The 18291-nt window shown below is 44.7% G+C and carries 13 protein-coding genes and 2 riboswitches; of the genes, 3 read left to right on the top strand and 10 right to left on the bottom strand.

The genetic code is table 11. The features are described 5' to 3' along the window. The first annotated feature begins 202 nt into the window (after positions 1-202). The gene (locus MSG37_RS06310; protein ID WP_248469734.1) at positions 203-2518 is read left to right on the top strand and encodes a hypothetical protein; all 2316 of its coding nucleotides are present in this window, start codon (positions 203-205) and stop codon (positions 2516-2518) included. A gap of 338 nt (positions 2519-2856) precedes the next feature. On the opposite strand, the gene cobO is transcribed toward MSG37_RS06310, so the two are convergent. The 8 genes from cobO to MSG37_RS06270 all read right to left on the bottom strand — a co-directional run bounded on the left by cobO (position 2857) and on the right by MSG37_RS06270 (position 10818). Then, positions 2857-3474, bottom strand: a complete 618-nt coding sequence (gene cobO / locus MSG37_RS06305) for a cob(I)yrinic acid a,c-diamide adenosyltransferase (RefSeq protein ID WP_248469733.1) — start codon at positions 3472-3474, stop codon at positions 2857-2859. A 277-nt stretch (positions 3475-3751) separates the two neighbouring features. Continuing rightward, positions 3752-5320: a cobyric acid synthase gene (locus MSG37_RS06300; protein WP_248469931.1), complete on the bottom strand. Its 1569-nt coding sequence runs from the start codon at positions 5318-5320 to the stop codon at positions 3752-3754. Positions 5321-5404: 84 nt separating this feature from the next. Further along, the gene (cobU, locus tag MSG37_RS06295) at positions 5405-5947 is read right to left on the bottom strand and encodes a bifunctional adenosylcobinamide kinase/adenosylcobinamide-phosphate guanylyltransferase (RefSeq protein ID WP_248469732.1); all 543 of its coding nucleotides are present in this window, start codon (positions 5945-5947) and stop codon (positions 5405-5407) included. After that, on the bottom strand, positions 5944-6723 hold the full coding sequence (locus MSG37_RS06290) for an adenosylcobinamide-GDP ribazoletransferase (protein ID WP_248469731.1): 780 nt from the start codon (positions 6721-6723) through the stop codon (positions 5944-5946). The genes cobU and MSG37_RS06290 overlap by 4 nt, the downstream gene beginning before the upstream one ends. A 10-nt stretch (positions 6724-6733) precedes the next feature. Beyond that, positions 6734-7762 carry a nicotinate-nucleotide--dimethylbenzimidazole phosphoribosyltransferase gene (gene cobT / locus MSG37_RS06285; protein ID WP_248469730.1) on the bottom strand — a complete coding sequence of 343 codons (1029 nt, stop codon included), beginning with the start codon at positions 7760-7762 and terminating at the stop codon, positions 6734-6736. Positions 7763-7799: 37 nt separating this feature from the next. Then, positions 7800-8852, bottom strand: a complete 1053-nt coding sequence (locus MSG37_RS06280) for an iron ABC transporter permease (protein ID WP_248469729.1) — start codon at positions 8850-8852, stop codon at positions 7800-7802. Next, entirely contained in the window at positions 8836-9813 is a 978-nt protein-coding gene (locus tag MSG37_RS06275; RefSeq protein WP_248469728.1) for an ABC transporter ATP-binding protein, read from the bottom strand. Before MSG37_RS06275 ends, MSG37_RS06280 begins: the two co-directional genes overlap by 17 nt. 116 nt (positions 9814-9929) lie before the next feature. Then, a riboswitch (cobalamin riboswitch) is annotated at positions 9930-10084 on the bottom strand. 110 nt (positions 10085-10194) lie between these two features. After that, positions 10195-10818, bottom strand: a complete 624-nt coding sequence (locus tag MSG37_RS06270; RefSeq protein WP_248469727.1) for a histidine phosphatase family protein — start codon at positions 10816-10818, stop codon at positions 10195-10197. A gap of 244 nt (positions 10819-11062) precedes the next feature. Between MSG37_RS06270 and metH the strand changes: the two genes are divergently transcribed. Beyond that, the gene (metH, locus tag MSG37_RS06265) at positions 11063-14818 is read left to right on the top strand and encodes a methionine synthase (RefSeq protein WP_248469726.1); all 3756 of its coding nucleotides are present in this window, start codon (positions 11063-11065) and stop codon (positions 14816-14818) included. Positions 14819-14940: 122 nt separating this feature from the next. Here metH and MSG37_RS06260 read toward each other — a convergent pair whose 3' ends face one another. Together MSG37_RS06260 and MSG37_RS06255 are read right to left on the bottom strand one after the other, a co-directional pair. Beyond that, the gene (locus MSG37_RS06260; protein WP_248469725.1) at positions 14941-15681 is read right to left on the bottom strand and encodes a hypothetical protein; all 741 of its coding nucleotides are present in this window, start codon (positions 15679-15681) and stop codon (positions 14941-14943) included. Between the two features lie 395 nt (positions 15682-16076). Beyond that, positions 16077-17192 carry an NAD(P)/FAD-dependent oxidoreductase gene (locus tag MSG37_RS06255; RefSeq protein ID WP_248469724.1) on the bottom strand — a complete coding sequence of 372 codons (1116 nt, stop codon included), beginning with the start codon at positions 17190-17192 and terminating at the stop codon, positions 16077-16079. Between the two features lie 460 nt (positions 17193-17652). On the opposite strand from MSG37_RS06255, the gene MSG37_RS06250 reads away from it, so the two are divergent. Then, positions 17653-17907: a YdcH family protein gene (locus tag MSG37_RS06250; RefSeq protein WP_248469723.1), complete on the top strand. Its 255-nt coding sequence runs from the start codon at positions 17653-17655 to the stop codon at positions 17905-17907. A gap of 259 nt (positions 17908-18166) precedes the next feature. Further along, a riboswitch (purine riboswitch) is annotated at positions 18167-18266 on the top strand. Positions 18267-18291: the final 25 nt, after the last annotated feature.

The raw sequence follows: 18291 nt of genomic DNA, 5'->3' as shown, positions 1-18291 counted from the left end.
ATAGCAAAGTCAGCAGGTAATCATTATGCTACCCATCACGAGAGAGATATCTGTAGAATCAATAACATTCTCCTATTGTGACTGGCTATCTAGCGGAGATGACGCACTGCTATAATCGCTGATTTGAAGCTGCGGGATAGGGAAAGTTAGTCGCAATATAGAAATGCCGTGAACACTCAACAAAACAACTAAGAACCAAGCAATGCAATTATTCCCTCGACCTACTTTTATACGACGCTCACTTGCCCTTACGATAACTGCAGCTTTAGTTACACTCTCCGGCTGCGCCATACAAGTAGCCCCAGAGCAAGCTCTAGATGATGAGCTCAAAGAGTATCGTCAAATCGAATCTCCAACAGAGCAGCAAACACAAACCCTAAAAAAACAACTCGAAGAGTCTGAGTCTCGAAGCGCTTGGGCAACAGCAAGCCTTGCTAACCTGTACAACAAAACAGAAGCTAGCCAACAAGATAAGTCACAAGTATTGCCCCTCTACGAGCAAGCGTTTGAGGAGGGTTATCTCTCTGCAAACTCTATGGCCTACGTAGCGAATCAGCACTTAACCGGTGGATTACCTAATGCGGATAAAATCAAAGGTTATCATTACCTGCGCATGGCCGCGAACTTGAATAATGAGTGGGCTCAAACTCAAGTTGCCAACCTGTTTTTAGATGGCAATGATGATCTGCAAATACCTTTTATTCCTAAAACATCGATACTCTATATCCCAGAAGAACATGTTGATTTTAAAGCTTGGTATTGCCTTTCAACATTCAATTACCGCATGGATAAAACCTGCGTTGAAAAAATCCTGTTACCCAATGCCAATACTCAAAACCCTTACGCACTGCTTGGGGCTGCGATTGCTTACGAAAACGGCTGGCATGTTACAAAAGATCAAGCTAAGGCCATAGATTATTATCGACAGGCCGCCGAAATTGGCGTACCAAACAGCAAGCAGTATCTGGGCGAGCTTTTGTTAGCTTCAAGCAAGCCAAATCAGCAGGCTGAAGGTGTATCACTGTACGAGCAACTCATAGGCTCAGACACTGCATTAGCCTCAAGTTTACGTACTAAATTGGCAACTTATTATTTCCAGCACAAACGGTATCGAAAAGCGTTGGCTTTAGCACAATCTGCAGGCGCTGACTCAGAGGCCTACTACCAACTGTATCAGCAGTACGCAAAGGGTTTAGGCGTAGCAAGAAATAGCGCAAAGGCTGAAGCTTACCTGCAACGTGCAGCCGTCAGTGGCCATCCTGATGCAATGTTCACACACTACTCTGCGGCTAAACTCGAGAAAGATGAACGTGTACGCCTTATCAAAATGGCAGCAGAAATGGGTAGCGTTGAAGCTTCAGTGTGGGTGGCAAAACAAGCTAAATCTGTAGCAGATGAAGATAACTACCTATTCTGGCTAAAAGAGTCAGCTATTGAAGGCGACATAGATTCACAAATTGAACTGGCGCAATATTACCAAACTCATTTGTCAAAGTTAGCTTACGCAGGTATTTGGTATCAACGGGCAGCGGATCAAGGCAGTAAACAAGCAAAGCGCTGGCTAGCCGAGCATCGTTATCTGTCGCTCAAGTTACCTTCTGGCAAACTGTTAAAAGATGGCTCATTTATTTTGCCTAAAGATCACACGCTGATTTTTGATGGCAGTAATAAATACCTGCAAGCTAATATCAAACAAGTTTGGCCAAGCCATTGCGGCTGGGTGATCCAGCGTGAGTCCGGAGAGGCAACAGTCGCGGTGCATCAATCTAAACCTTGGTGTGAACCTAGTGATCAAGAGCTCGAGCTCTTATATGAGCATGGGGTTAACAAGGTTGTCCATAATCATGGTGCCACAGCGGTACTACTCAAAAATAACCAAGTCATCACTTGGGGAGGCAGACAAATTGGCGGCTACCTAATTGAAGAAGCTCAATGGCATGAAGAGCAAGCCGAGAACTGGCAAGAATTACTCGCGCCCTATCGTGCTATGCAACAAGGTGTGGTTGATATAGCCGCATTAGAAGGTAGCTTTGCCGCACTGACTCAAAATGGCGATATTTGGCAGTGGGGTGCGAACGGAAAAGCTGTCCACATCGAAGGCCAATATCGTCAATTGCTCGGTGGATACAACAATATTGATGTTTGCGGCTTAACCACTGACGACACCCTAAACTGCTGGACACAACACGCACCGGAGAAAATCAAACCAGTGGTGAAAGGTGTGACATCAGCATATGCCACCCCATTCTCAAGAGGCGGCTATGGTTTTGGTATCGTAGGTATGCGCGGCGGCGAGTTCGAGGGCATGCTAACAAGCTGGTCTGTGTATTACAGCAATATAAAACACGATCGTCAGATAGAGAACAACCAAGAGATCTTAAAGCATAATTGGCACAATCTACGCCAAGATAAAGCAGGTAATATTCTGGCGACAAACGAAAATGGTGATATAGCCCTGCTCTATTACTCGGGCGCCACACGCTTTGGCGGTTTTCGCTATCAACCCCATCTAAAATAGCGTGCAAATACGCTTAGAAGCCATCTGATACTTGGGCTGCCTATGGTAGCCCAAGTATCAGCAATATTTCACGGTATTCGAAACTGTGGCTAAGCCGTCCAAGCTTTCTCAGCCCATGAGCATACGACTCTTTTCAAGATCCCGTTGATTGGGTGAGCCCTTGTTTAATCAAAATACGCAGACAATAACGCCACAACAAAGAAAGCGAAGAAAGCAAATGGCGTCATGAAGAAACGAAGTACAAGGCGCCCCGCAGCGAACAACGAAGACATACCTTTAGGTAGGCGAGTTGTGAGCGAGGACGTAACGCAGTAATTCGCTTCTGCAATAGCCATTTTTTAGTAATCGAAGCCGGGTTGAGCTTTTATGCCATTATCAAATGCGTGTTTTACGACTTGCACCTCGCTGACCGTATCGGCAAGCTCCACGATTGCTCGGTGACAAGCTCTGCCCGTTACTATCACATGCTGCATTGGCGGGCGATTCTTTAGCGCTTCAATCACTCTTTCTACTTCTAGATAGTGGTAACTCACCATATAAGTCAGCTCATCGAGCATAACTAAATCGATACTGTCATCTTGCAGTAGTTTTTCAGTGGCTTCCCATGCTTTAACGGCGGCAGCGGTATCTTTTTCACGGTCTTGGGTTTCCCAAGTAAAGCCGGTGCCCATTACATGGAACTCAACACCCGCGCCTTCTAGCAATGTGCGCTCACCACAGTCCCAGTTACCTTTAATAAACTGCACTACAGCCGCTTTTTTACCATGGCCAACCGCCCGTGCAACCGTACCAAAACCTGAGGTCGATTTACCTTTGCCATTGCCAGTTAATACCAGCAAAATGCCTTTTTCTTCTTGGGCGCGAGCGATCTTAGCATCTACGCCCTCTTTGATCCTTTGTTGACGGGCTTTATGACGCTCTGCTTTCACTGCATCGGCCGATTTATTATCAGTCATTATTCCGTTCCTATTTTGTCCCTGAAAATCTGTTTTATTAAACTCACACCTACTAGGTTGTTTGAATTCAAAGCAGCCAAACAACCCACAACCTAATAACAATTTAGTAGCAAGTAAATATAAGCTCAACCTCAGTGTTGGTGAGGGTTTAAGCGATTTAAATTATGATGAATGCGTATCATATTTTAATTGTTTAGTTGATGCTCAGATAACGTTTAATCTTTGCTCGTAACGGCTATTTTTAATGCGTTACCACAATGCAGCGCTAAATGTTTATTTAGCTTGGATCCCAGATCTTGTTAACAAGATCGAGATCTAGGTGCCGCTCTAACACATCGGCCAGTCGATCTAATTGCTGTTCGCGTACTTGATTAACATCAACGACTTCTGCATCGTGCATTCCTGCCCACTTCAAAATCAATTGGCATGCTGTTGGCGAATCAAATAAGCCATGCACATATGTACCCAATATTTGGCCATCATTCGATAACATACCTTCAGGTGCTGCGGGAGCTTCATTGTCATTAACCTTGCTAGCGTCAATTGCAGTGCCAGCTGTTGAGTCTAATTGAGAGTCGTTTTTAGCTCGCAATTGTAAAGGCTGAGTCAACGGCATTAATGAACGTGAACGACCGCAATGGATCTCATATCCAGTAACCTCTGCAGTTTCACCCAGTAGGTTTAAACTGCCCTCGACTTGCTGCAGAACTTTATGACTCGTTAGCTCAGTAGCCAGCGGCAATAAGCCAAGTCCTTCACTATTACCCGGACTATCTTCTACCCCTTGAGGATCATCAATTATCATCCCCAGCATTTGGTAACCACCGCAGATCCCTAGCACTTTACCGCCATAACGCAGATGCTTTTCAATAGCGCTATCCCAGCCTTGCTCACAGATAAACTCGAGATCGGCGCGAACGTTTTTACTGCCTGGAATAATGATTAAATCAGCTTGTGGAAGTGTGTTAGCGCCTTTATTTGAGTTTTGTGCTTGAGTCTGCAACGACACATAATTGAATTCGATTTGCGGATGTAATCTTAGTGGGTCAAAATCGGTATGATTGCTAATACGTGGCAGCACAAGTACTAACACTTTAAGTTTGGTTTCTGATGATTTTTCAGGCGCCGCAATTAATGCATCTTCTGCATCTAAATGCAGATCGTGTAAATAAGGTAACACCCCAAGTACTGGCTTTTGGGTGTAGCTTTCTAGCCAATCTAAGCCACCTTTTAATAGGCTTATATCGCCGCGAAAACGATTTATCACAAAGCCTTTTACTCGCGCTTGTTCTGTTTCACTCAATAGTGCAAGCGTACCGACTAAGTGAGCGAATACACCGCCTTTGTCGATATCAGCAATGATGATTACTGGGCAATCCACTTCCTCAGCAAAGCCCATATTGGCAATATCGCCTTCACGCAGATTAATTTCAGCTGGGCTACCCGCACCTTCCACCAGCAGCATGTTGTAGTCACTGGTTAAGCGCTGATACGACTCTTTAACCGCAGCCATCGCCTTAACCCGGTAACCATTGGCGTTTTTACCAAAATAGTCCTCAGCTTCCATCTTCATCAAGGCTTTACCGTGCACAATGACTTGCGAGCCTGTATCTGAGCTAGGTTTTAATAGGATTGGATTAAAGTCGATCTGCGGCTCTAGCTTACAAGCGACAGCTTGCAATGCCTGTGCGCGGCCTATCTCGCCACCATCTATGGTGACAGCACTATTAAGCGCCATATTCTGCGGTTTAAAAGGGGCGACTTTTTGCCCTTGTTTAACAAACAGACGGCATAAGCCAGCAACTAAAGTGCTTTTACCGGCATCGGAAGTGGTGCCTTGCACCATAAGCACTTTACACTCAGGTTTGGCTTTATTGTTATCTGTTAATGCCACTTTCTCTGTCACTATCTCTGACACTTTAGCGCTCTCCTAACCTTTTAAATGCAGGGGCAAGCCTGCTGTCACTAAGGTGACTTTATCTGCAATTGCAGCAATATCTTGGTGCAGCCAACCGGCCTCATCAACAAAGCGGCGGCTAATTTCGCCCATGGGCACAATGCCGCAACCGACTTCATTACTGACAAAAATGACCGTCCCCTCGATGTCAGCTAAGGTTAGTAGAAACTCACGCTTTACTTGTGCCCAGTTATCATCAGTCTGTAATAGGTGGTTGGTTAACCATAGGGTTAGACAGTCGACCAATATAATGCTGTCAGTTGATGAATAGGACCTTAATGCTTGGGTTAATTCAGTTGGACATTCAATGGTTTGCCAGGCAATAGCATCTGTTAGACGCTGAGCTTGATGATGCTCAATACGCTGATGCATTTCGCTGTCTAATGCTTGTGCAGTAGCAAAATAGAAACTATGTATCGCCTTGTTTGACTCTGTAGCCTGCAGATATTGTTGCACCTGCGATTCTGCATAGCTGCTTTTACCGCTGCGTGCCCCGCCTAAAACAAAGTGGATCACCAACTTACTCCCAATATTAACAGCAGTAGATAGCAAGCTAGCTCAGAGCCTTGCTGGGCAGCGCCTAGTGTGTCTCCTGTATAGCCACCAATCTGCTTTCTAAATAATCTTACAAAGCCATAGCGAACAATGACTAATCCAGCGATCAATACTATGGCTTGCATCATGCTCACAAGCAGTAAAGCAAGCACGCCAGTGGCTAATAAAATCGACAGTTCATTTAACCCTTGTTGCTGGGCTAGCGGCTTACTTTTGCTGGTGTCAGTATCACTGACATACTCTTCTGAGAAGATAAAACTCGCTGCTACCACTCGGCTCAAACAATGGCCTAACAGCAAAGCTAAACTGACACTTCTAGGGTCAAATAATGCCAACTCGGTAAGTAATTGCCATTTAAGAATAAGCGCTAACACCAGTGCTAATGCACCATAACTGCCAAGGCGTGAATCTTTCATAATGTTAAGCTTGGCTTCTACCGTCCAACCGCCACCTAGGCCGTCAGCCGTATCTGCAAGGCCATCTTCATGGAATCCGCCAGTCACCAAAACGCTAGTGATCATCGCAAACACAATTGCAATAGATGGCGACACCCAATGCAGCATCACGGTATACACCAATGCGCTAATCGCGCCCACCAACAAACCCACTAAGCCAAAGTAACGGCTAGCTTTATTGAGCTTGTCTGCATCGACCTCAATCCATTTTGGCATTGGAATACGGGTAAAAAATCCCATTGCGATAAAAAACAGATTGAGCTGCTTTTGCCACTGACTCATTGCAACCGTCCTAGATATCTATGCCTGCATCTTCAAAACTAGCCATTTCATTATAGAAATTCACCGCGGCTTGAATCAGTGGCAATGCCAATGCTGCGCCAGTGCCTTCACCTAGCTTCATACCAAGCTTTAGCAGTGGTTTAGCCTGTAAAAACTCCAGCATTAGGTAGTGACCTTTTTCACCAGACTGATGGGCAAAAATCATGTAATCGCGCACATTAGGGTTAATCTTTACCGCAGCGAGTGCAGCTGCCGAGGCAATAAAGCCATCAACTACAATAAGCATATTGCGCTCAGCGGCAGCCAGCATAGCGCCTGTCATCTGTACAATTTCAAAACCACCGACACAAGCAAGCACCTGCATTGGGTCGTTCAACTCGCTATGATGCAGTAGCAATGCTTGCTCAACTAACATCTTTTTACGCTTATAAGTCGCAGCGTCAATGCCTGTACCGCGGCCAACGCAGTCTTCACCTTTCATACCAGTAAGCGCAGCCATCATTACCGCTGCTGATGTGGTGTTGCCAATCCCCATCTCACCTAAGGCAATCAAATTACAGCCATTTTGGTGGTGCAATTCAACTCGAGCGGTTGCCATCTCAAAGCCTTGTTTAACGGCACCAAGCGTCATTGCAGCACGTTTGTGAATCGGCCCAGTACCAGCACCTAAACGTTGATTAATCACACCTTCAACATTTTCTAGCGGCTTTACAATACCGCAATCGATCACTTCTAAGTCAAAGCCCTCTTGACGAGTAAACACGTTAATTGCCGCGCCACCATTCATAAAGTTAACCACCATCTGAGTGGTCACTTCACTTGGCGCAATTGACACGCCAGAGTCAGCAATACCATGGTCAGCAGCAAACACCATCATTTTAGGATTGCTAATTTGCGGCTTATCTTTACCTAGCACGCGGGCAATTTGCAGCGCCAGCGTTTCTAAATCACCTAGCGCGCCAAGAGGCTTAGTTTTGGTGTCTATTTTGTGCTGAATTTCATTATCGAAATCAGTATTAACTGGTTTTATATCAAACATCTTTAATCCCTTGACCACTTAACTTGGGCGTTCATCGCTAAATACGCTTGGCGTTACGACTCGCTAAAATAAATAAAAAGAAGATACTGCCCATAACCGATGTAATAATTCCTACAGGTAGCTCTTGGTAACTCAATAAGGTCCTTGCAAGTACATCTACCCAGACCATAAATAATCCGCCCACCAGCGCAGTTAACAATAGTGGATAACGCCCGGGAAACAGCAAGCGCACAGTGTGTGGCACCATTAGACCGATAAAGCCAATCCCACCACAGTTTGCCACTAAAATCGCGGTGATCAGTGAGCAAAGTAACAGCATATTAAGCCGTAAATGACTGACGTTAATGCCTAAGGTGTGGGCGGTTTCATCGCCGGCACGCATGGCTACAATTTGGCGTTTATTAACTAAAATTATCAGCATGGCAATTAGCACTACTGTTGCGGGTAACCACAAGCCTTGCCAACTGGCTTTAGCAAAACTGCCTAAGGTCCAAAACAGCACAGAGGCTGCAGCTTGGGGACTGGAGAAATACAACATAAGACTGGCCATGGCTCCAAACATAAATGAAATCGCCACCCCAGAGAGCAACATGCGCTCCACCTGCGTACTTAAGTTACGCCCGCATAAACCGAGTACCATCACCACAGATAGACTGGCGCCAATAAACGCCCCCAAAGGTAAGCTGAGCCATAAAATACTCTGGCTAAATAGGGTTAACGACACCACTGCGCCAAATGAAGCTCCCGATGAAATACCAAATAGATAAGGGTCGGCCAGCGGATTACGGGTAACGGTTTGCAATACGCTACCAGCAATAGAGAGTCCAGCCCCAGCAATAAACGCCAGTAATACTCGTGGTAATCGCAGCTCCCAAATAATACGCTCACGTACTCCAAGCGACTCGCCAACACTCAATAATTTATGGCTAAGCACGCTAACTACATCGGCAACACTTATGGCTGCAGCGCCAAAGCTGGTAGCGGCGAATGGCGTGAGTAAGGTTAAACATGCCAATACACCATATAGTAAATACTCTAGCGGCCGCCGCGCATTGCCAAAGCCTTTTGAAGGGCTAATCGCCTGAGTCATCAAGGCCTCCTAACTTTTGTGCTTTTACAGCTTGATGCTCGTCGCTCTCTTGGATGTCATGACTTTGATTAGCATGATTTTGATAGCCATTATTTTGGTAACCTTGATTTTGATAACCCTGATTTTGGTAACCATAGAAATAACAGATAAGTGGATTACCATGCTGAGGGTGCGGTTTTATTTCACAGCAAACATCAAACACCTTGGCAATAATTTGCTCGGTAAGCACAGCTTTGGGCTCACCTTTAGCCACGCATTGGCCATTATTAAGTAGCAGCAATTCATCACATAAAGCGCTTGCAAGGTTAAGGTCGTGAATCGATGTAATCACGGTAATATTAAGAGTACGCAACAGCTCCAAAGTTTGGATCTGGTAACGAATATCTAAGTGATTAGTGGGTTCATCAAGAATAAGCAGTTTTGGCCGCTGCACTATTGCGCGGGCGATGAGTGCTCGCTGCTTTTCACCGCCTGATAGACTTTCATATGCTTGGTTAGCTTTATCCGTTAAACCGACCTTATCGAGAGCTCTAGCTACCTCTTCACGGTCTTGCTTATTGGTAAAGTCAAACGCGCCTTTGTGGGGAGTTAAACCAAGTGCGATAAGCTGCGAAGTGGTCATTTCAAAATGGTGCGGCGTATCTTGTAAAACTACCGCTACTTGTCTGGCAAAAGCCTTGGAAGATAACGCAGTAATTTGCTGGCCAAACAACTCAATATTGCCAGATGTTGGCGTAATAAAACGGTATAAACAGCGCAGTAAGCTCGACTTACCCGCACCATTGGGGCCAATAATACCCAGCATTTTGCCTTCAGCTAAGCTAAAGTCGATTGCCGATAAAATGGCTTTACCGGCGAGTTGCCAACTTAGATCGGTAACCGACAGCACAGTCTTTTCCTGCGATATCAGTTGTGCGTCTAACGCAGTGTTTAGCTGCGGGTTTGCCTCTGATTCAGCCATGTTTGGCAATCACCCAAGCAATACAGATCATTTGATTATCTCCCTCGAGTCGCCCGCTCGAGTTAATGTGCAGCTAACTATGTGCACTTTGGCTTATCAATACCGATTTAGATAAACCATATTCGATGAAGTTAGGCAGGTATCTGACTTAAAAGCCGCACATGTGTGCAGCTTTCTTACAGTTGCGGGTACAGTCCGGACTACGTCTTAGCAATGACTACGACTTCCGGTTCCCTTTATGCTGTTAAGCACCTAACTTGATTTATTACTTACGCTAAGCTTTCTTAGCGAGTAAGACTAATGTCGCAGTTTACCATCATCCACCTATAGCTAACATCACCTTTGCTAATCGAGCAGAAGTGAGCCATCTATTCGCTTTATTTACGCCCAATGCAAACTCAAGTGTTGCTCCTTGCCGTGGTGCAATACATCTATTTGTACTTTGGCGGCATAAGGCAATTTAAGTGCAGTATAAAAGCCGGCACAATTTGCCGCGCCAAGGGCTTTACTCATTAAATAGCGCATCACGCCGCCATGAGTCACCAGCACTATCTGTTTGCCTTGATGCTGCTCAATCATGCTTTGCCAAGCTTGCTCGATACGCAATTCAAATGCTTGCATCGACTCACCATTAGGCGGTGCAGCAAGCCAAGGATTAGCCCAGTAACTATCCAGTGCTTTGGCATCGGTTTGATATAGCGCATCAAATGTTTTTCCATCCCAATCGCCAAAGTTCAGCTCTTTAAAGCCATCGTCTATAAATAAGAGCAACTGATGCGATGTAGCGAATGCTTTAGCTGGGGCTGCACAGCGAATAAGCGGAGAGCTAATCACCACTAAAGGCGAGTCACTAAGCGTCGGCTCTGCGGCTAAAATTAGCTCAGAAAATGCGTTTTGCATCTGTAACTTACCTTGTTCACTCAAGCTTACATCCACTTGACCGCGCAAAATATTACCACCCTCACATTGACCATGTCGTAATAAAGTAAGCCTAGTGGTTTGCATGGTGTCAAAGCATCCTCATTATTAATCATACACTTACGAATTTTAACAGGCTTTTAATGCTGAAAAAGTATCATGCTTTAGCACTTGCACTTTTGAGTAAGCCTTAGGTATTATGGACGTCTATACGTATAAATGTCCAAACAAATAAAAGTGCAGGTTAAATCAACGAGCGATTTAATCACAAATAATGGGCATGATGCATAAATTACAAAAATAACGATTTGCGAACTGGTAGGAATTATCTATGGCAACCTGTACCCCAACACATGCCTTGAGCGCAGTAGCACACTCTCAAGACACTGCCGAAAAGGTGTTAGCAGTACTTACCCAAAAGCTTCAAGAGGGGATCCTCATTCTCGATGGTGCTATGGGCACCATGATCCAAGACCGCAAATTTGAAGAAGCTGATTTTCGTGGTGAACAATTTAAAGATTGGCACAGCGATGTAAAAGGCAACAACGATATGTTGGTGCTGACTCAGCCTGCAGCGATTAAACAGATCCATAAAGACTACCTGCTAGCTGGCTCAGACATTATTGAGACCAACACCTTTAACGCCACGCGTATTGCCATGGCCGATTACGACATGCAGGCGCACTCTGCTGAGATTAACTTAGCCGGTGCCCGCCTTGCCCGTGAAGCGGCCAATGAAGTTGAAACTGAAACCGGTCGTCAATGTTATGTAGCAGGTGTGCTGGGTCCGACCAACCGCACTTGTTCAATCAGCCCAGATGTAAACGATCCGGGTTATCGTAACGTTAGCTTTGATGAGCTAGTTGAAGCCTACATTGAATCGATTAATGCGTTAATTGCTGGCGGCGCAGATTTGATTATGGTTGAAACCATTTTCGATACTCTTAATGCTAAAGCCGCCTTGTTTGCTATTGAAAGCGTATTTGATGAGCAAGGTTTCCGCCTACCGATTATGATCTCAGGCACCATTACCGATGCCTCAGGCCGTACCCTTACCGGCCAAACAACTGAAGCGTTTTACAACTCGCTGCGCCACGTTAAGCCTTTATCTATCGGCCTTAACTGTGCATTAGGACCAACCGAGCTGCGCCCATATGTAGAAGAACTCTCTAAGATTTCTGAATGCTATGTATCAGCGCACCCTAACGCTGGACTACCTAATGAGTTTGGTGGTTACGATGAAACACCAGAGCAGATGGCTGAGGTGATTGAAGAGTGGGCTAAGGAAGGTTTTTTAAACATTATTGGTGGCTGCTGTGGTACCACGCCAGATCATATCCGCGTTATTCGTGAAGCAGTAATTAAGCACCCTGCCCGTGTGCTGCCAGACATTCCGGTAGCATGTCGTCTATCGGGGCTTGAACCGCTAACCATTGATGCCAACTCGCTATTTTTAAACGTAGGTGAACGCACCAACGTCACCGGTTCGGCTAAATTTTTGCGCCTAATTAAAACTGGTGAATATGAAGAAGCACTGTCAGTAGCTCGTGAGCAAGTTGAGAGCGGCGCGCAGATCATCGATATCAACATGGATGAAGGCATGCTCGATGGCGTTGAAACCATGCATAAGTTTCTTAACCTCATCGCCTCTGAGCCAGATATCTCTCGCGTACCCATTATGATCGACTCCTCTAAATGGGAAGTGATTGAAGCTGGCCTTAAGTGCATTCAAGGTAAAGGCATCGTTAACTCTATCTCGCTCAAAGAGGGCGAAGAGAAGTTTATCGAACAGGCAAAGCTAGTTAAGCGCTATGGCGCTGCAGCCATTGTGATGGCATTTGATGAAGTCGGCCAAGCAGACACTAAAGCGCGTAAAGTCGAGATCTGTACTCGTGCTTATAATGTATTAGTCGATAAAGTCGGCTTTCCACCCGAAGACATCATCTTCGACCCAAACATCTTTGCCATTGCCACAGGTATTGAAGAGCACGACAACTACGCCGTTGACTTTATTGAGGCGACTCGTGAAATCAAACGCACTTTGCCCCATGCAATGATCTCTGGCGGCGTATCAAACGTGTCGTTCTCGTTCCGTGGTAACAACCCGGTGCGTGAAGCAATCCACGCAGTGTTCCTGTATCACGCGATTCAAGCGGGTATGGACATGGGTATTGTTAACGCCGGTCAGCTGGCCATTTACGATGATATTGACCCGGAGCTAAAAGAGCGCGTTGAAGCGATTGTGCAGAACTTGCCTTGCACTGTGGCTGATACCAATAACACCGAGCTGTTACTGGAAGTCGCAGAAAAATTCCGTGGTGACGGCAGCCAAAGCGTTAAAAAAGAAGATTTAGAGTGGCGTACTAAGCCAGTGAATGAGCGCTTAGCCCATGCACTCGTAAAAGGTATTACCGACTTTATTGATGAAGATACTGAAGAAGCCCGCCAACAAGCCAGCCGCCCGCTAGATGTGATTGAAGGGCCATTGATGGATGGTATGAATATCGTTGGTGACCTATTTGGCTCAGGTAAGATGTTCCTGCCGCAGGTGGTTAAATCTGCCCGAGTCATGAAAAAAGCCGTGGCCTACTTAAATCCATTTATCGAACTTGAGAAAGTAGAAGGCCAGTCAAACGGTAAGATCTTAATGGTCACCGTAAAAGGTGACGTACACGATATTGGTAAAAACATTGTTGGCGTAGTGCTCGCTTGTAACGGCTATGAAGTGATTGACCTTGGCGTAATGGTACCAGTAGAGAAAATCATCGAAGTGGCCATTGCTGAAAACGTCGACATTATCGGCATGTCAGGGCTAATTACCCCAAGCCTTGATGAAATGGTGCATAACGTTAAGAGCTTCCATAAAGCAGGCTTAACCATTCCATCGATTATTGGAGGCGCTACTTGCTCGAAAATCCATACCGCAGTCAAGATCGCCCCGCACTCACCTGAAGGGGCTATCTATATTGCCGATGCTTCTCGCGCAGTGCCTATGGTGTCTAAGCTGATTAATGACAACACTCGTCAAGCGACTATCGATGAGGCTTATGCTGAATACGATATGATGCGTGAAAAGCGTTTATCACAAACCAAGCGCAAAGAGATCACCAGCATCGAAGCTGCCCGTGAAAACCGCTGCCAGCACGACTGGCAAAACTACACCCCGTTTGTGCCCAACCAACTGGGTCGCCAAGTGTTTGATGACTATCCACTAGAAGATTTGGTTGAACGTATCGACTGGACACCATTCTTCAGAAGTTGGGAGCTGCATGGGCATTTCCCAAGAATTTTAGAAGATGAAGTCGTTGGTGAAGAAGCACGTAAACTGTTTAGCGATGGTAAAGCCATGCTAGATAAAATCATCAGTGAAAAATGGCTTACTGCGAAAGCGGTTATTGGCTTGTTCCCAGCGAATACCGTTAACCATGACGATATTGAACTGTATACCGATGAGAGCCGCAGCGAACTTGAATTGACGACTCATCACCTGCGGATGCAGATTGAACGTGTTGGCAACGACAACTTCTGTTTAGCCGACTTTGTTGCGCCAAAAGACAGTGGTGTGGCCGATTACATGGGCGGCTTTGCTGTCACTGCAGGCCATGGCATTGACGAGCATGTGGCTCGTTTTGAAGCTGACCACGATGACTACAGCGCCATTATGCTTAAGTGTTTAGCAGACCGTTTAGCTGAAGCCTTTGCCGAGCGGATGCATGAGCGAGTTCGTAAAGAGTTCTGGGGTTATGCCAGTGATGAAAACCTTGATAACGAAGCGCTTATTCGTGAAAAATATAAAGGTATTCGCCCAGCACCAGGCTACCCAGCCTGTCCAGATCACACCGAAAAAGGCCTACTTTGGGACCTATTAAAGCCTGATGAAACTATCGACCTTAATATCACTGAAAGTTATGCCATGTTCCCAACAGCTGCGGTTTCTGGTTGGTACTTTGCTCACCCTAAGTCTCGCTACTTTGGGGTAACTAATATTGGCCGCGATCAAGTGGAAGATTATGCCGCCCGTAAAGGCATGAGCATAGAGGAAACCGAGCGCTGGTTAATGCCTGTGTTGGACTATGACCCTGAGTAATTGGATCCTGAGTAATTGAATCCTGAGTAAAAAAGTAAAAACTAAGCCCCTGAATAAGGGGCTTAGTAAAGAAAATCGTTTGGTTTGCAAGCTGCTTATCTGTTCTGTTCTGTAAACTAAGCCTAACTAAGATTACTCATACAGGGCTTTATCTCTCCCGAGGCATTATCATTATTAACGAGTAACGCCTTATACTGGTTAATATTTCTTTCCAATTGCTGCATTAAGCCCTCAGCCCCTTTGGCTGTTGTGCTCTCATATACCAAAGGCACCATAGTTAAGTTATGCGGCTGCGCCTGAGCATCAACATATTGTAACTGCGACCAAAATAAATTTGAGATCAGGTGAAACATGCTACTGCCAATCCCCAGATGCCTCATCTCAGGGACTACGTATGCATACAGCAAATAACAACACACACCAACATGCCTCTCATCGCTGGCATTGTCATCTGTATACCAAGAGTCGAGTAAACCAAGATTAAAGGTGACAAACGCCACTGGAGTTTGCTTTTGCTCCTCTAAAAACGCCACCAGCTGATAATGCCTTTGGTGGCGGCTTGGCGATAAACGACTAACTGGAATTAGACTCTTGAATACTTGATGACTGACAAATTCATCATCTTGGCTTTTACTACAAAAGTGCCGCTGTAGTGCAGAAGAAGTGGTATGGGTTGGCGAGTCATAAATACTCACACAGGGGATATTTGCTAACTCAGCAAGATTCGCTGACACCGGAGCTTGTAAGCGTAAGTCTTTTTCGGCAAGTGTTTTGATAAAGCCGCCCTGCAGTTGAAATTGGCTAAAATCATCTAACAAATGCAGTAAGGGAAATAGCTGCGCCTTACTTTGATAAGAAATCATATACCGCACCACTTGATAAACCATTGCCTAAATAAAAGTAAGCGGTTCATACAAAGATTACCGTATGACATCTCACTACAAGCAACATGCTTAGTTAACTGCTTATCCATTAACTATAGGTACAATATATTTTGCTGTAAAACTCAGCAAACTCAGGCTAGCTAAGGGATTGACTGCAAATTACCACCAAGTGGTTGTAAATAAAGACCACTCACTCTTTTACGCTTAACAACAATGACTGAAATAAAAAGCTCAACCTTGCCTCTGGTACTAAAACTCTTAGCGGTGCAGCTCTGAACCAGGCATAAGTTATCTAGGAATCCAAGAATGAACACTGCAATACGCCATATTAAACGCAACCTTGCATGCAATATGGTGAATAAGCACCTTCGATACTAGCTAGCGTCAGCAATTGGCTTGGCAGCTTGTTTGCTTGGCTGATTCTTGTGCGCAGGTTTACTGTTCGCTTGTTGAGTTTCTAGAATATGCGTCATCAAGTATTTAGCATCTTTCCAGACGCCACCTAGAGTTGCCGAGCCGCGGGTGTACAACCAAGGTAGGCCAATAAAAAATAAGCCATCGATATCTTTACTGACGCCGCGATAATTACTTGGGTAGTTCATTTCATCAAAAGAGATATCTTCAATCCAAAAGAAGTTAGGTTTAAAGCCTGTAGCCCAAACAATATTCTTAATACTACTGACGCTGCCTTTTTGAAATTTGATACTGCTGTCATCAGCTGACAGGGTTCTGCCCATATGAATCACATTGTCTTTTGCCAGTAATGCCTTCACATCCGTACCAATAACCGGCTGCACGCCCTTACTTAACCACTGACCGATTTTGCTATAACGGTTAACCGACAAAAAGCCTATTTTAGTAAACCACCACCAAAGGGTTTTACCTAAAAAGGTCTGCGGAATTGCAGGGATTTTATCCGTACCGGAAAAGTGTACTTTGCGTCCGGTATCGGCGATTTCCGATAAAATTTGCACGCCGGAGTCACCTGCGCCAACAACTAAACAATCACCCTCTTGCAGCTGTGCCGGACTTTTATAGTTCTCACTGTGAATTTGTTTTACATCTTTAGCGATGTCCGCATGGCAAGCTGGTGTATAGGGGGTATGGAACGGGCCGGTGGCAATAATCAGCTGCTTAGCTTGGTAACTTGCTGTGGCGCTGGTGATCTCAAAGATGCCATTCACTTTCTTTACCGAGATGATTTTTTGGTTAAATTCAATCGGTATCGAAAACTTCTCGGCATAATTTTTTAAGTAATCCGCCACTTCATATTTATTAGGGTAATAGCCTTTTGGGAAAGGAAACGGCATGCCTGGTAGGTGGTTATATTCGGTTGGAGTAAATAGTTTTAAAGAATCCCAACGCTTTAGCCAAGGCGCACCAATATGCTCATTGGCATCTAAAATAAGGTAATCTTTTTTATGTTGCGATAAGTTATAGGCCATAGACAAGCCAGACTGCCCAGCGCCAATAATGATAAATTCTTTCATAATTTCCAACTGCATATGTTTTATTTTTATTATGCCAAGCATGATAACAGAACATCAGCATAGAACCTGATTTAGCCAAAAAATAGTCAAGCGGCAGAGTGTAAACATTTTATTTATTGCTAGGCCATTGTTATTGTTAAGCACAAAGGCTCACCTTGCTAATTGAGAATAAAAATATGCGCTACAAAATAGGGTTACAAGTTTTAGCCTCCTTGTTTATCGCGGTGCTTATTTTTTTCAATGTCCCCTATATGATTGATGTGTATCTATTAGCCATCGCCGCAACTGCCATAGGTGTTTATTACTTTTTTATCAAAAGATGAAAGCTGCCCCCTTAACTAAAAAGCTGCCAAGATCTCACTTTGCTATAAACTGCGGTGTTATAGTCAAAGCCGTTGTAAATATTTCGTTCGTTATTTAGTCCCAGTAAGAAGTAAGTTCAGCACCTCAAGGAGCAACTATGTTAAATGAGAACCACGCGCTTATTTTCGACTTTCCAGAATTTAAACAAGACATTGTTTACTTGAACTATACCGACCAAGAGTTTGACAAGCTTTCCAAGCAATACCATCTGCTTGATTATGACATTCGTCAGTTAGAAATCGCCGGCAGCCCTACCGATGACGAACATATGCACCAACTCAAAGTGCAACGCGCTAACTTAAAAGATGTGTTATTCCATAAGCTTCAAGCTCACCATAACGAATCGAAGTGACGTTTAGCGAGAAAAGCACTGAGCACTGTTAATTCAACTAAAAATAAGCCTAGGCGATAACGTTATCCTTTTGGCTTTAATCTCTTTTTCGAATCATCTCTTATTGCGACTAAACTCAGCCTAGTCGCCTTTAAGGGGGAAAAACTGCGCACCAAATAGCTAGAAAGTGCGTGCTTAAAGCAGATTTTGTGTTAGGCAAACAATGCCCCCTCTGGCCTTATTTGTTATTAGGCTCTTTCGCAACTAGCTTAATGAGTGCTAATATTGACTGTTAACACTTCGTATAATCTCAATGATATGGTTTGAGAGTTTCTACCAAGAGCCCTAAACTCTTGATTATGAAGACTTTACTTTATGTAATGCTAACTAAGTAATATTGTTTCT

The sequence above is a fragment of the Shewanella sp. 1CM18E genome (genome assembly GCF_023161665.1).
Lineage (GTDB): Bacteria > Pseudomonadota > Gammaproteobacteria > Enterobacterales > Shewanellaceae > Shewanella.
This window is presented reverse-complemented; position numbering and strand designations above follow the sequence as displayed.

What these genes read in the sequence shown, in the direction of transcription:
- MSG37_RS06310 (WP_248469734.1), top strand. Translation starts at nt 203, where the DNA reads ATGCAATTATTCCCTCGACCTACTTTTATACGACGCTCACTTGCCCTT.
- cobO (WP_248469733.1), bottom strand. Translation starts at nt 3,474, where the DNA reads ATGACTGATAATAAATCGGCCGATGCAGTGAAAGCAGAGCGTCATAAA.
- MSG37_RS06300 (WP_248469931.1), bottom strand. Translation starts at nt 5,320, where the DNA reads ATGGTGCAAGGCACCACTTCCGATGCCGGTAAAAGCACTTTAGTTGCT.
- MSG37_RS06290 (WP_248469731.1), bottom strand. Translation starts at nt 6,723, where the DNA reads ATGAGTCAGTGGCAAAAGCAGCTCAATCTGTTTTTTATCGCAATGGGA.
- cobT (WP_248469730.1), bottom strand. Translation starts at nt 7,762, where the DNA reads ATGTTTGATATAAAACCAGTTAATACTGATTTCGATAATGAAATTCAG.
- MSG37_RS06280 (WP_248469729.1), bottom strand. Translation starts at nt 8,852, where the DNA reads ATGACTCAGGCGATTAGCCCTTCAAAAGGCTTTGGCAATGCGCGGCGG.
- MSG37_RS06275 (WP_248469728.1), bottom strand. Translation starts at nt 9,813, where the DNA reads ATGGCTGAATCAGAGGCAAACCCGCAGCTAAACACTGCGTTAGACGCA.
- MSG37_RS06270 (WP_248469727.1), bottom strand. Translation starts at nt 10,818, where the DNA reads ATGCAAACCACTAGGCTTACTTTATTACGACATGGTCAATGTGAGGGT.
- metH (WP_248469726.1), top strand. Translation starts at nt 11,063, where the DNA reads ATGGCAACCTGTACCCCAACACATGCCTTGAGCGCAGTAGCACACTCT.
- MSG37_RS06260 (WP_248469725.1), bottom strand. Translation starts at nt 15,681, where the DNA reads ATGATTTCTTATCAAAGTAAGGCGCAGCTATTTCCCTTACTGCATTTG.
- MSG37_RS06255 (WP_248469724.1), bottom strand. Translation starts at nt 17,192, where the DNA reads ATGAAAGAATTTATCATTATTGGCGCTGGGCAGTCTGGCTTGTCTATG.
- MSG37_RS06250 (WP_248469723.1), top strand. Translation starts at nt 17,653, where the DNA reads ATGTTAAATGAGAACCACGCGCTTATTTTCGACTTTCCAGAATTTAAA.